Consider the following 12,731-nt stretch of genomic DNA (forward strand, 5'->3'; position numbering starts at 1 on the left):
CGCGACATCCGGGCCGCCATGCTGGGTGGACTGGCCCGACAGGCCGCTCGGGGACCATGACGGGACGCCGGACTGACGCCTGCGCGGAAGCCTCCGAACGCGCAGCGGGCCGCCGGAACCGCCCTGTTCCGCCGGTCATTGCCCGCTCGACCGTCACTCAACCCCAAGCACCGCCCCGCTCTCGGGCAACGTCGCGCCGCCGTCGACGACGATCGTCTGCCCCGTGATGTAAGCGGCGTCCGCCGAGGCGAGAAACAGCATCGCGTTCGCGATATCTTCCGGCTCGCCCATCCGCGCGAGCGGAATGTCGCGCGCGATCTGCGCGGCGACCGACGCGTCGCCGAGATTGCCGGCCGCCGGCGTGCGGATCATGCCCGGCTCGACGCCGTTGACCGTCACGTTGCGGCGTGCGAGTTCCAGCGCCGCCGCGCGAATGAAGCCGTTCACGCCAGCCTTCGACGCCGCGTAGTGCGCGAGCCCCGGATACACGACGCGCGGCCCCGTCACCGACGACGTGACGAGCAGCCGCCCCGCTCCCGCGCGCTCGAATGCCGGCAGCGCAGCCTGCGCGAGCCAGAACAGCGCCGACAGGTTGACCGACAGCGTCCGGTCGAGCGTCGCCTCGTCGATCTGCGTGAACGGCGTCAGCGGAAAATAAGCGGCATTGTGGATGACGACATCGAGCCGGCCGCCGTCGCGCTCGACCGCCGCGACCAGCGCGCCCAGTTCATCGCGGCTCGCGGCATCCACCCGATAGACACGCGCGTCGCCGCCCGTGCTCGCGAGCGCGTCGGCCTGCGCGGCGGCCGCCTCGCCGTTCAGGTCGGCAAGCGCGACGAACGCATCGGATTCCGCGAATCGGCGTGCGATCGCCGCGCCGATCCCCTGCGCGGCGCCCGTGACGAGCACGACGCGCCCGCTGAAATCCGCCCGCAAGCGGCCGCTGCCCGGCACGGCATTCATCGCTGCGCCTCGCCGCCGAGCGGATGCACGGTTTCGTTCAGCACCTGCGCGTGCGCGCCGACGGGGAAGTTCGACAGCGTGCCGAAATCGCCGCCCTGGTAGCCGAAGATCTTGCCGTCGGTCTTGCGCTGCGCGAGGTCGATCAGGACGACGCCGAGCGTCGGCACCACCTTTTCGCGCCACACGAACAGATACAGTTCGTCCGCAATCCTGAAGTAATGACAGCGGTCGACATCGGCCAGCCCGCCCTCGACACCCTGCAGGCACTGCCACGCGTAGAAGTTCTCGTTCAGGTAGATGTGCTCGTAGCATTCGGTCGGGCTGTAGCGATACATCGTCCGCTTGCCGATCAGCTCGCGTGTGGCACCGTGCAACGGCCCCGGCTGCGTGTGGCCGCCGAGCGTGCCGTGCCGGAACTCGGCTTCGACGCCCGTCAACGGCAGCCCGCGCGCAACCCGTGTGAACGCGTCGATGCGCGTGTCGGCTTCGGTCGGCAGCGTGCCGACGACCGACGTCCATACGCCGTTGTCGAGATCGATCACGAGACTGACCGACGTCGCGCGGGCGGCCGAATCGATGTAGTCGACGAAGTACAGCCCGTCGCGCAGCCGCGTCACGCGGCACGGCTCGCGGCCGCCCGCGTCGGTCGCCGCATCGCGCCACTGCAGTGCGCCGGGCTCGAACGTATAGACGCGCCACGCACCCGATGCGTCGCCGAGCGCGAGTGCCCGCCCGGCGAGCGCGTCGACGGATGCGAGGATGTTCGCTTCCGGCGCGAAGCCGTCCGCGAGCGCGCCAACCTGAATGAATACCGGATCGTGTCGTTCCACCTGCCGTCTCCCGCGCAGCTTCAGGCCCGGCGGGCCGTGTACGCTGCTCATGTGCACATGGTGCGGGCTGCGCGCGCCGCGCGGTATCGGCCAAAAGGATGAAGGGCGCGTGGCGCCGGAACGCGCTAAAGTGCACGACATCCGCGCCGTGCCCGGCGCGAGGAGCGCACATGCACCGCGTCACCCATTACCGACGGACCGACGAAGGCATCGAGGCAATCAGCCTCGAATCCGATCGTGCGTTTCCACGCCACGCGCACGACGAATTCGGGGTCGGCGTGATCGTCAGCGGCGCGCACCGGTCGTGGAGCGGCCGCGGGCAGGTCGACGCCCTGGCCGGCGACGCGATCATGGTCAACCCGGGCGAGATGCACGACGGCTCGCCGATCGAGGCCGGCACGGGCCGGCGCTGGCGGATGCTGTACCTCGCACCCGCGCTGGTCGCGGGCGTCGCGGCGGAAGAAGGCCTCGGCGGCGTCGAACTGGCGCATCCGGCGGTGCGCGATGTGCGGCTCGCGGCTGCGGTCGGCCGGCTGCATGCGCGCATCGTCGCCGGGGAGTCCCAGCCACTCGCTCGCGACGAAGCGCTCGTGATGCTCGTCGCCGGGCTGCTTGCCCGGCACGCGAACCGCACGCTGCCGCCGGCGGGAGTCGCACCGGCGATCCGCCTCGCCCGGGAGCGGCTCGACGCGGCGCCGGCCGTGCCCGTTTCACTCGCCGAGCTGGCTAGCCTGAGCGGCATCAGCCGCTTCCAGTTGCTGCGCGGGTTTGCCCGCGAACTCGGCATCACGCCGCACGCGTACCTGATCCAGTCGCGTGCACGGCTGGCGCGCGCGCTGCTCGCCAGCGGCCTGCCGATCGCCGATGCCGCGGCCGAAGCCGGCTTCGCCGACCAGAGCCACCTGACGCGTGCATTCGCGCGCCAGTTCGGGATCACGCCCGGGCGGTTCACGCAGGCCGTTTGACGTCGCTGCGAACCCGCGGGGGCCGCCGCCAGGCACACCGACCTCGGAGGCGGTGGCCACATCGACGGCTTGTGGCGACTGTCGCCCGCCCCTGTCGCACAAGCATGCCGAGTCGCGCGCTCCGTATTCGACACGCCCGCGCCGCACGTTGCAATTTCGTTCAAGACGCGCGCGGCCGCCGTACGCGACGATGCAACGCATGAAGACACGACTGATCGGCTATCTCTATCTCGCCGCCGCAATGGCAGGCGTCGGCAGCACCGTCATCGCGAGCCGTCTCGCGGCCGGCGGCCTGCCGCCGTTCGCGGCCACGGCGCTGCGCTTCCTGATCGCGACACCGCTGCTGTTCGCGCTGATGCGTGCGCAGCGCATGCGCTGGCCACGCATCTCCACGCGCGACGCCGTGCTGCTCGTCATCCAGGCAGCGGCGGGCGGCGTCGGTTATACGGTGCTGCTGATCTGCGGCACGAAGCTGTCGTCGCCACTCGATGCGGGCGTGATGCTCGGCACGCTGCCCGCGATGTCGACGCTGATCGCGGCCATCGTGCTGCGCGAGCGGCAGACGCCGCGCGACTGGGTGGCCGCCGCGCTCGCAACGGCCGGCGTGCTGTTGGTCACGTTCGCGCCCGGCCAGGCCCTGCCGTCGCTCCGCACGCTCGCCGGCGATGCGCTGGTGCTGGCTGCCGTCGCCTGCGAAGCCGTATTCATCCTGCTCAACCGGCGACTGGCCGCGCCGTTGCCGCCGCTGGCGCTATCCACCGCGATGTCCGGCCTCGGCTTCGTGCTCGCCCTCGTGCCGGCCGCGTTCGAATGGCACGCGGTGGCAAGCGGCTGGACTGTCGGCGCGGTGTCGGCGATCGCCTACTACGCGCTGGTGCCGACCGTGCTCGGCTACCTGTGCTGGTATGCGGGCTCGGCACGCACGAGCGGCACCGAGGCCGCGCTGTTCACGGCGGTCGCGCCGGTCTCGGCCGTGCTGTTCGCGGTCGCGCTGTTCGGCGAAACGCTCAGCGGCACGCGTGTCGCAGGTATCGCGCTCGTCGTCGCCGGTATGGTCGTCGGCGCGACACGGCGACGCGAACCCGAAGCACGCAATACGCACCCGGCGAATCCGGATCGACCGTCCCGCCCCGCACCCACCGCGCAAACAGCCACCGACTGACTCGCGCTCACCGCGTCGTTGCGTCGTTGCGGAAACGACGGCGGCTCCGCCCCGCCGTATAACCTGTCGATCGCCGTGTTTCCCTCATGCAGCCGGCAGCTGTAGGAATGTGTCCGCGCACCGCAAAACCGTTGCGCACCACCCCGCAAGATGCAATATTCGCGTGGCCGGGACCTTTGACAACCATCGAACAACAATCCGCCACGCAATGAACAGGAAGGAAGCCAAAACAAGAATCGCGGTGCTGCTGTCCGCGGGAACGAGGAAGGCCGACGCATTGGCCGAACTGTCCGGGCAAGGACTCAAGGATCGCGTGCTCGCGCAGCTGATCGCGTCGCGCCCCGATCCCGAACGCTGCCGCAGGAACAAGCTGCACATCCGGATCCTGGTCGCGCTCGGCATCGCCCAGCTCGCGATCAGCCTCGTGCTCGCGTACTACTTCTTCGCCACCGGTGCCGGCAACGGCCTCGTGCTGGTATTCCTCGCGCTGACCGTGCCGCTGTCGCTGCTGTTCATCTGGGGCTTTGCGACCCATCGTGTCGGTGCGTACCACGCGTTCATCCTGCTGTCGCTGCTGCAGTTGCCGAAGACCATCGCCGAGCTCGGACGCGATCCGTCGAGCGCGCTGCCGAGCCTCGCGATCACGGTCCTGCTGGTGGGCTATGTCTGGTTCGTCCGCAACCGCCTGTTCCCCGACTACGGCTGGTTCACGCCGCGCAAGGTCGAAGGCCGTTACGCGTTCGTCGAGCACGCCTGACGTCACCGGCATCGAGCGCCGGCCGCAAGAAAAAAGGCGCCGGGCCGCCCCGCAATCGCGGGACGGCCCGGCGCCTTCTGCATTCCGGAACCGCTCGGCTTACTTGGCCTTTTCAGCCGAATCGCTGATCGCCTGGCCGCCCTTCGAAATGTCCTGCCCCACACCGGCAACCGTGTTGCAACCGGCAAGCGCGGCGGTCACCACCAGCAGCATTGCAGCAATCGTACGCGTCATTCTCATTCTCCTTGGAATCAACAAGCCCGACGGGCGAAGCGTTTGCGGCGTCGCGCCCGGCAACATGCCGGGCACGGGGCCTGACCTGATTATACGGAGACGGCCGCCGCACGCCAGTACGAATCCGCCGCCGGTCAGGCGGGCCACACAGCCGGTTCGCGCAGATTTTCCTTGACTTCAGCACGCCAGGAACTAATATACGCACCGCGTATATTTCTCGTCAGGAGCCGCCGATGACCGTTCCCCAGCAAGCCTTCCTCCGCGACGCCATGCGCCGCCTCAACATGACGCGCGAAGCGTTCGCCAGCCGCATCGGCGTCAGCCGGCGTGCGCTGGATACCTGGCTGCTGCCCGACGATTCGCAGGAATCGCGCGGGATGCCCGAGATCGTCGAACGCTTCGTGTCGGAAATCGTCGAGCGCTCGGTACCGGAGGGCGGAGGATATACGCAAAGCGTAGATAACCAGGGGCTCGCCAAGCAGTTCTTTTTCGAAGGCAAGCCGCAACTGCTGTCGGTCGACCAGTTCTCGCGGGAATCGGTCGAGGCGCTGTTTCGCGTAGCCGACGTGATGCAGCCGATCGCGCGCCGCCACAAGATTTCGCGCGTGCTGGAAGGCGCGGTGCTCGGCAACCTGTTCTTCGAGGCCAGCACGCGTACACGCGTGTCGTTCGGCGCCGCCTTCTGCCGGCTCGGCGGTTCGGTATGCGACACGACGGGCTTCACGTTCTCGTCGATGGCCAAGGGCGAATCGATCTACGACACGAGCCGCGTGATGGCCGGCTATGTCGACGCGCTCGTGATCCGCCATCCGGAGAAAGGCTCGGTGGCCGAGTTCGCGCGCGCGACCAACCTGCCCGTGATCAACGGCGGTGACGGCCCCGGCGAGCACCCGAGCCAGGCGCTGCTGGATCTCTATACGATCCAGCGCGAGTTCTCGCGGCTCGGCAAGATCGTGGACGGCGCGCACATCGCGCTGGTCGGCGACCTCAAGTACGGCCGCACGGTGCACTCGCTCGTCAAGCTGCTCGCGCTGTACCGCGGGCTCAAGTTCACGCTCGTGTCGCCGCCGACGCTCGAGATGCCGGCCTACATCGTCGACCAGATCGCGACGAACGGCCATGTGATCGAGCAGACGACCGATCTCGCGGCCGGGCTGCGCGGCGCGGACGTCGTCTATGCGACGCGGATCCAGAAGGAGCGCTTCACCGACGAGTCGTTCGAAGGCTACACGCCGGATTTCCAGATCAACCAGGCGCTCGTCGATTCGGTGTGCAAGCCGGACACGCTGATCATGCACCCGCTGCCGCGCGACAGCCGGCCCGGTGCGAACGACCTGTCGGTCGACCTGAACCGCGACCCGCGCCTCGCGATCTTCCGCCAGACCGACAACGGCATTCCGGTGCGGATGGCGATCTTCGCGGTGCTGCTCGGCGTCGAGAACCTCGTCCAGCATTCGATGCGCGACGCGACGTGGCGCCCGCCGGCGTATCTCGGGCCGGAGGATGCGGTGTTTCACGGGGTGGATTGAAACCGGAACGACCGAGGGCGCCCAAATCGGGCGCCGCCCGATTCAACAGGAAGCGCGCGGGGCTACCCGACGCGCTTCATTTTTTTCTCGCGCGGCGAACGGGCGATCGCCACCCCGCCACATTGATTAACACTTTCCCAATCAACGCTAACAAGAACGCTTCTCATTTACGTTGAAATTACATAGAATGCCGCCTGAAAACAAATCGTAATAATTCCCGGCGGCATGCACATTTCCGCAGCGCACCGCCCCCGGGGCCACACCGCGAGGTCGAAGCGCACCATGAAGTCACGTCCCGACGAGCTGAAGCTCGGTAAATTCACGACCCTGTGCAGCGTGCTCGCCGCAAGCCCGGCCTTCGCGGCGGACGGCACGCCGCCGCCCGCCCCGGCCGGCACCGAAGGCCATCTCGCGCCGATCGAAGTCCAGGGCAAGGCCGAGCACAGCTACAAGGCCGACTTCTCGGCTTCCGCGAAATTCACCGCGCCGCTCGTCGACACGCCGAAATCCGTCATCGTGATTCCGCAGGAACTGATCCAGAACAGCGGCGCGTCGACGCTGACCGAAGCGCTGCGCACCGTGCCCGGCATCACGTTCGGCGCCGGTGAAGGCGGCAACCCGCTCGGCGATCGCCCGTTCATCCGCGGCTACGACACGCAGGGCAGCATGTTCGTCGACGGCATGCGCGACACGGGCGCCACGACGCGCGAGATCTTCAACACCGAGCGCATCGAGATCACCAAGGGTTCCGACGGCGCGTACGGCGGCCGCGGCGGCGCGGGCGGCAGCATCAACCTGATCACGAAGGCCCCGCACCTCGGCACCACCGCCGCCGCGAGCGCGGGCCTCGGCACCGACCGCTATCGCCGCTTCACGGCCGACGGCAACTGGCAGTTCGCCGATCACGCCGCGTTCCGCCTGAACCTGATGAGCCACAACAACGACGTCGCCGGCCGCGACGCGGTGAACAACGAGCGCTGGGGCGTCGCGCCGTCGATCGCGTTCGGCCTCGGCACGTCGACGCGCGTCGTCGCGAGCTACTACCACCTGTCCACCGACGACCTGCCCGACGGCGGCATCCCGTACTACTACGGCTTCAACCTCCCCAAAGGCGTCGCCACCGATGGCCCGGCGCCAGTCGACCGCCACAACTTCTACGGCCTAACCAACCGCGATTTCCGCAAGACGACGTCGGACATCAGCACGCTGAAGATCGAGCACGACATCACGTCGTCGCTGACGATCCGCAATACCACGCGCTATACGGAATCGACGCAGGACTACATCTGGACGCAGCCCGACGACAGCCAGGGCAACGTGGTCAACGGCAAGGTCTGGCGGCGCGCGAACACCCGCAACAGCGCGATCAACAGCATCGCGAACCAGACCGAACTGTTCGGCGAATTCCGCACCGGCCCGTTCAAGCACAGCTTCACGACCGGCATCGAGCTGTCGCGCGAATGGGGCAAGCGCGACACGTACGACGTCGCCGCCGCGAACGGCAAGATCTGCCAGAACGGCATCGGCGCGGCGTCGGGCTACAACTGCACGAGCCTCTGGTCGCCGAACCCGAACGACCCGTGGGCCGGCTCGATCACGCGCAGCAACGACTATGCGCATGCGCGCACCGTGACGAAGTCGATCTACGGCTTCGACACGATCGAGATCACGCCGCGCTGGCAGGTCAACGGCGGCGTGCGCGTCGACGACTATTCGACCCGCTTCACCGACACCAAGGCCAACGGCGGCAAGACCACCACGCGTGACGACACGCTCGTGAACTGGCAGGCCGGCCTCGTGTTCAAGCCGGCGCAGAACGGCAGCATCTATGCGTCGTACGCGACGTCGTCGACCCCGGCCGGCATGCTGCTCGGCGAAGGCAGTGAAACGCAGTCGCTCACGCCGGGCCGCGGCGGCGTCGGCTCGAACGCCGATCAGCTGTCGCCGGAGAAGAACCGCAGCATCGAGCTCGGCACGAAGTGGAACGTGCTGAACGACAAGCTTGCGCTGACCGCCGCGCTGTTCCAGATCGACACGACGAATGCACGCGTGACGCTGCCGAACAACCAGTACGCGATGGTCGGCAACAAGCGCGTGCAGGGTCTCGAGCTCGGCGTCGCGGGCCAGATCACGAAGCAGTGGCAGCTGTTCGGCGGCTATACGTACATGAAGAGCGAGCTGCGCGACAACGGCAAGGACACGGCGAACAACGGCAACCGCTTCCCGAACACGCCGAAGCACAGCTTCACGATGTGGTCGAACTACGACGTGACGCCGAAGTTCACCGTCGGCGGCGGCGCCTTCTACATGTCGCAGGTGTTCGGCGATCCCGCGAACCAGCACGCCGTGCCGTCGTACTGGCGCTTCGATGCGATGGCGCAGTACCGCATCAACAAGAAGCTCGACCTGCAGCTGAACGTGAACAACCTGTTCAACCGCACCTACTTCGACCAGGCGTATCCGGCGCACTACGCGTCGATCGCACCGGGCCGCTCGGCGTTCGTCACGCTGAACGCGCGCTACTGATCGATGGAGGCCGTGTCGCTGAAGGCGCTCGCGTCGGTTTCGCCGCGCGAGTTCGCCGACATCCTGGCCGGGCCGCCCGAGCGCGCCGCCGCGTGGGTCGCGGCGGCGGCCGACAACGGCATCGTCGATGCGCAAGCCGTCTACGGGCAATACCTGCTCGACGGACATGGCGTCGCGCGCGATCCGGCGGCCGCGTTCAACTGGTTCCGGCACGCGGCGCGCGCCGGCCACGCGATGGCGATGAACATGCTCGGCCGCTGCTACGAGTTCGGCTGGGGCACGGCCGCGTGCGCGCCGGTCGCCGTGTACTGGTACCGGCTCGCCGCGCAGGCGGGGCTCGACTGGGGCATGTACAACTACGCGACGGCGCTCGCGCTCGGCAACGGCGTCGACGAGAATCGCGCCGATGCGCTCGACTGGTTCCGGCGCGTGGCCGCGCTCGGCCATGCGAAATCGATCAACCTGATCGGCGGCTTCTACGAGGACGGCTGGGTCGTACCGGTCGATCGCGACGCCGCGTTCGACCACTATCGACGCGCGGCCGAAGCCGGCGATTTTCGCGGCGAGTTCAACTATGCGCGCCTGCTCGCCGAGCGCGGGCGCACCGACGAAGCGCTCACCTGGCTTGCGCGCGTGCCGGCCACCGCTACTCCCGCGTTCGTCGCGAAAATGCGTGCGTATCTCGCGTCGTCGCCGATCGATGCGTTTCGTGCGGCGGCGCTGGATTTGCCAACGCCACCACGGCCGCAGCCTCAGCCGCACTGTATGGAATCCGTATCATGATGCTTCACATCCCCGGCGTACTGACGAAAGCGCAGGTCGCGCAATGTCGCGAACGGCTCGATGCGGCCGAGTGGGTCGACGGCAATGCGACATCCGGCACGCAGTCGGCGCTCGCGAAACGCAATCGCCAATTGCCGGAAGGCGCGCCGGCCGCACGCGCGGTGGGCGACGCGATCCAGGACGCGCTCGCACGTCATCCGCTGTTCTTCTCGGCGGCGCTGCCGCTCAAGGTGTTTCCGCCGCTGTTCAATCGCTACGAAGGTGGCGAGACGTTCGGCACGCACGTCGACAACGCGATCCGGCTGCTGCGCGGCACGGATTTTCGCGTGCGCAGCGACCTGTCGGCGACGTTGTTTCTCGAAGAACCCGATACGTACGAGGGCGGCGAGCTGTGTGTCGAGGATACGTACGGCACCCATCGCGCGAAGCTGCCGGCGGGCGACCTCGTGCTGTATCCGGCCTCGAGCCTGCATCACGTCACGCCCGTGACGCGCGGCGAGCGCGTCGCGTCGTTCTTCTGGATCCAGAGCATGGTGCGCGACGACGGCGACCGCACGCTGCTGTTCCAGCTCGATACGCAGATTCAGGCGCTTTCCGCGGAGAAAGGGCCGAAGGATCCGATGGTCATTTCGTTGACGGGGATTTATCACAACCTGTTGAGGAAGTGGGCGGATGCGTAGCGGGAACGGGTTGCGCTGCCAGGCCGTACCCCTGCGCTTGCGTCACGCCGGAATCCATGACTAAAATGACCATCGTCAAATGACCATGCTCATATCATGATGCCGCACGCTCCCGTTTCGAAATCCGAGTTCAAGGCCCGCGCACTCGAATACTTCCGGCTCGTCGAGGCGTCAGGCGAAAGCCTGATCGTCACCGATCACGGCAAGCCGACGCTCGAAATCCGGCCGTATCACGCACGCGAGGCTCAGCCGTTGGACATATTGCGCGGCTCGGTCATGCGCTACGACAATCCTCTCGATCCGATTGCGGAAGATGATTGGGAGGCGTCGCGGTGATCGTGCTGGATACACATGCGTTGGTGTGGTGGGTGGCGGGCGATCCGTCGCTCAGCAAGAAAGCGAGAAGCGCGATCGATCGCGCTCGGGGTGAAGGCGCGCTCGCCGCATCGGCAATCTCCGCGTGGGAGATTGCCATGCTGGTGCGCAACGACCGCCTCGCGCTGACGATGGATGTCGACGCGTGGCTGGCCACCGTCGCGCAGATCGACGGCATGCGCTTCGTGCCCGTCGATGCCGACATCGCCGCGAAATCCACCGACCTGCCCGGCACGTTCCACAAGGATCCGGCCGACCGCATGATCGTCGCGACAGCACGGCGGCTCGGCGCGCCGCTCGTCACCCGCGACGAAAAAATCCGCGCTTACGCGCACGTCAAGACGCTCTGGTAAGCGTCGGCCGCCCGCGGGTCGAACCGCGACACATCCTCCGCCGGACTCTGGCATATTGGCAATTCGTCCGACCAAATCAACCGCGAGCACCCGGCCCTGCGCAACAGCGCTTCCTGCTGCCAGCCGGACGTGGCCCGCAACCGTCATTGCGCCACTTCGTCCACTATCGTGATTTCGCTCTCCGATCCCGTTGTCCGGTCTATCGCCCTGCTGGAGTCGCACGAAGGGTTTGTCGATCTTGCTGGTTTCCATGCGCGCATTGCCGTCGATCTCGGCCGCCGCGACATCGCGAGCAGAAGCCCGCATTTCCTGAAAGTGCGTCGTGGCGTGGCGGACCGGCTGATCGCCGCCGCGCATGCGCTGCCCGACGGCCTGCGCCTGTACGTCAAGGAAGGCTATCGCCCGCTGGCCCTGCAGCGCGACTTCTTCTCCGCGCACCTCGCGCATCTGCGCCGCACGCTGAATCCGCTTCCGGACGAAGACGCGCTGATCGCACTGACGAGCCACCACGTCGCGCCGCCGGAAGTCGCCGCGCACCCAACGGGCGCAGCCGTCGACCTCACGCTGATCTCGGCCGAAGGCATCGAGCTCGACATGGGCTGCGTCATGAACGCCACCGACCAGGAATCATCCGGCGCGTGCTACACGCACAACCCGTTCATCAGTCGCGCAACCGCCCGCAACCGCGAGGTCCTGATCACCGCGCTGACGAGCGCCGGCCTCACCAATTACCCTGCGGAATGGTGGCACTGGTCGTTCGGCGACCGCTATTGGGCCGTGATGCACGATCAATCGCACGCCCTCTACGGCCCCGTCGAGGAAAACATGCTCGACGAAGCCGCGTGCTGACATTCTTTCCGACGAAACGCGCCCGCCTCGGTAACATCCTCACTTGTCGATCCCTGCCCGCTCCCGCACAATCGCAGCACCTGCAACACTCTCCCCCGCGCCGATGTCCTATGCGTCACTCGCCACCGGCGTCCTCCTCGCGGGCGGCCTCGGTCAGCGCTTCGACCCGAGCGGCCTGCACAGCAAGCTGCTCGCGCTGCTTCCCGACGGCACGCCGGTTGCGGTCGCGGCCGCCCGCCATCTCGCGGCGGCCACGGCCGACGTGATCGCCGTCGTGCGTCCCGGTGCCGAGAAACTCGCGATGCTGCTGAACGAAGCCGGCTGCCACGTCGTCTATGCGCCCGACGCGATGCGCGGCATGGGCGCGAGCCTCGCGGCCGGTGTGCGCGCGACGCCCGACGCGAACGGCTGGCTCGTCGCGCTCGGCGACATGCCGTGGATCGCCGCCTCCACCTACGAAACGGTCACGCGAGCGCTCGAAGCCGATAACGCATCGATCGTCGCGCCCGCGCACCGCGGCGTGCGCGGCCATCCGGTCGGCTTCGCCGCGCACCATTTCGATGCACTGGCCGCCCTCGACGGCGACACGGGCGCCCGCGCGCTGTTCGCCAGCGCGCCGGTGCAACTGCTCGACGTCGACGACCCCGGCATCGTGCGCGACGTCGATACACCGGCGGACTTGCGCTGACCGGGATCGCACCAGGCGCGCGGTGCAAAGCAGCGCA

Annotated in this window: 14 protein-coding genes; 11 read left to right on the plus strand and 3 right to left on the minus strand. The window is 67.7% G+C overall.

The features are described from left to right. Positions 1 to 153: 153 nt before the first annotated feature. A complete protein-coding gene (locus LXE91_RS20830; RefSeq protein ID WP_039361005.1) occupies positions 154 to 963 on the minus strand; it encodes an SDR family oxidoreductase in 810 nt (269 codons plus the stop codon). Next, positions 960 to 1,793 carry a molybdenum cofactor biosynthesis F family protein gene (locus LXE91_RS20835; RefSeq protein ID WP_039361004.1) on the minus strand — a complete coding sequence of 278 codons (834 nt, stop codon included), beginning with the start codon at positions 1,791 to 1,793 and terminating at the stop codon, positions 960 to 962. Before LXE91_RS20835 ends, LXE91_RS20830 begins: the two co-directional genes overlap by 4 nt. A gap of 170 nt (positions 1,794 to 1,963) precedes the next feature. Between LXE91_RS20835 and LXE91_RS20840 the strand changes: the two genes are divergently transcribed. The 3 genes from LXE91_RS20840 (at position 1,964) to LXE91_RS20850 (ending at position 4,677) form a co-directional block, all read left to right on the plus strand. After that, positions 1,964 to 2,758, plus strand: coding sequence for an AraC family transcriptional regulator (locus LXE91_RS20840; RefSeq protein WP_039361001.1), 795 nt, complete (start codon positions 1,964 to 1,966; stop codon positions 2,756 to 2,758). Positions 2,759 to 2,957: 199 nt separating this feature from the next. Further along, positions 2,958 to 3,920, plus strand: a complete 963-nt coding sequence (locus LXE91_RS20845) for a DMT family transporter (RefSeq protein WP_039360998.1) — start codon at positions 2,958 to 2,960, stop codon at positions 3,918 to 3,920. A 208-nt stretch (positions 3,921 to 4,128) separates the two neighbouring features. Continuing rightward, the gene (locus LXE91_RS20850; protein WP_039360995.1) at positions 4,129 to 4,677 is read left to right on the plus strand and encodes a permease; all 549 of its coding nucleotides are present in this window, start codon (positions 4,129 to 4,131) and stop codon (positions 4,675 to 4,677) included. Between the two features lie 99 nt (positions 4,678 to 4,776). On the opposite strand, the gene LXE91_RS20855 is transcribed toward LXE91_RS20850, so the two are convergent. Then, positions 4,777 to 4,911 carry an entericidin A/B family lipoprotein gene (locus tag LXE91_RS20855; RefSeq protein ID WP_006485835.1) on the minus strand — a complete coding sequence of 45 codons (135 nt, stop codon included), beginning with the start codon at positions 4,909 to 4,911 and terminating at the stop codon, positions 4,777 to 4,779. Positions 4,912 to 5,144: 233 nt separating this feature from the next. Here LXE91_RS20855 and LXE91_RS20860 point away from each other — a divergent pair, with 233 nt between their 5' ends. The 8 genes from LXE91_RS20860 to LXE91_RS20895 all read left to right on the plus strand — a co-directional run bounded on the left by LXE91_RS20860 (position 5,145) and on the right by LXE91_RS20895 (position 12,694). Further along, complete coding sequence (locus LXE91_RS20860) at positions 5,145 to 6,440, plus strand: aspartate carbamoyltransferase (protein ID WP_039360985.1); 1,296 nt, start codon at positions 5,145 to 5,147, stop codon at positions 6,438 to 6,440. Between the two features lie 282 nt (positions 6,441 to 6,722). Continuing rightward, positions 6,723 to 8,966, plus strand: coding sequence for a TonB-dependent receptor (locus LXE91_RS20865; protein ID WP_039360982.1), 2,244 nt, complete (start codon positions 6,723 to 6,725; stop codon positions 8,964 to 8,966). Between the two features lie 3 nt (positions 8,967 to 8,969). Further along, entirely contained in the window at positions 8,970 to 9,749 is a 780-nt protein-coding gene (locus LXE91_RS20870) for a tetratricopeptide repeat protein (RefSeq protein WP_039360979.1), read from the plus strand. Next, positions 9,746 to 10,429: a Fe2+-dependent dioxygenase gene (locus LXE91_RS20875; RefSeq protein WP_039360976.1), complete on the plus strand. Its 684-nt coding sequence runs from the start codon at positions 9,746 to 9,748 to the stop codon at positions 10,427 to 10,429. Before LXE91_RS20870 ends, LXE91_RS20875 begins: the two co-directional genes overlap by 4 nt. Before the next feature lie 96 nt (positions 10,430 to 10,525). After that, positions 10,526 to 10,765, plus strand: a complete 240-nt coding sequence (locus LXE91_RS20880) for a type II toxin-antitoxin system Phd/YefM family antitoxin (protein WP_011659184.1) — start codon at positions 10,526 to 10,528, stop codon at positions 10,763 to 10,765. Next, a complete protein-coding gene (locus tag LXE91_RS20885) occupies positions 10,762 to 11,157 on the plus strand; it encodes a type II toxin-antitoxin system VapC family toxin (protein WP_039361042.1) in 396 nt (131 codons plus the stop codon). The genes LXE91_RS20880 and LXE91_RS20885 overlap by 4 nt, the downstream gene beginning before the upstream one ends. 168 nt (positions 11,158 to 11,325) lie before the next feature. Beyond that, complete coding sequence (locus LXE91_RS20890) at positions 11,326 to 12,006, plus strand: M15 family metallopeptidase (protein ID WP_223274248.1); 681 nt, start codon at positions 11,326 to 11,328, stop codon at positions 12,004 to 12,006. A 103-nt stretch (positions 12,007 to 12,109) separates the two neighbouring features. Continuing rightward, entirely contained in the window at positions 12,110 to 12,694 is a 585-nt protein-coding gene (locus tag LXE91_RS20895; RefSeq protein WP_039360968.1) for a nucleotidyltransferase family protein, read from the plus strand. Positions 12,695 to 12,731: the final 37 nt, after the last annotated feature.

The sequence above is a fragment of the Burkholderia contaminans genome (assembly GCF_029633825.1).
Taxonomy (GTDB): domain Bacteria; phylum Pseudomonadota; class Gammaproteobacteria; order Burkholderiales; family Burkholderiaceae; genus Burkholderia; species Burkholderia contaminans.

Coding starts and splice junctions, on each gene's coding strand:
- LXE91_RS20830 (WP_039361005.1), bottom strand. CDS start 963: ATGAATGCCGTGCCGGGCAGCGGCCGCTTGCGGGCGGATTTCAGCGGG.
- LXE91_RS20840 (WP_039361001.1), top strand. CDS start 1,964: ATGCACCGCGTCACCCATTACCGACGGACCGACGAAGGCATCGAGGCA.
- LXE91_RS20845 (WP_039360998.1), top strand. CDS start 2,958: ATGAAGACACGACTGATCGGCTATCTCTATCTCGCCGCCGCAATGGCA.
- LXE91_RS20850 (WP_039360995.1), top strand. CDS start 4,129: ATGAACAGGAAGGAAGCCAAAACAAGAATCGCGGTGCTGCTGTCCGCG.
- LXE91_RS20855 (WP_006485835.1), bottom strand. CDS start 4,911: ATGACGCGTACGATTGCTGCAATGCTGCTGGTGGTGACCGCCGCGCTT.
- LXE91_RS20860 (WP_039360985.1), top strand. CDS start 5,145: ATGACCGTTCCCCAGCAAGCCTTCCTCCGCGACGCCATGCGCCGCCTC.
- LXE91_RS20865 (WP_039360982.1), top strand. CDS start 6,723: ATGAAGTCACGTCCCGACGAGCTGAAGCTCGGTAAATTCACGACCCTG.
- LXE91_RS20870 (WP_039360979.1), top strand. CDS start 8,970: ATGGAGGCCGTGTCGCTGAAGGCGCTCGCGTCGGTTTCGCCGCGCGAG.
- LXE91_RS20875 (WP_039360976.1), top strand. CDS start 9,746: ATGATGCTTCACATCCCCGGCGTACTGACGAAAGCGCAGGTCGCGCAA.
- LXE91_RS20880 (WP_011659184.1), top strand. CDS start 10,526: ATGATGCCGCACGCTCCCGTTTCGAAATCCGAGTTCAAGGCCCGCGCA.
- LXE91_RS20895 (WP_039360968.1), top strand. CDS start 12,110: ATGTCCTATGCGTCACTCGCCACCGGCGTCCTCCTCGCGGGCGGCCTC.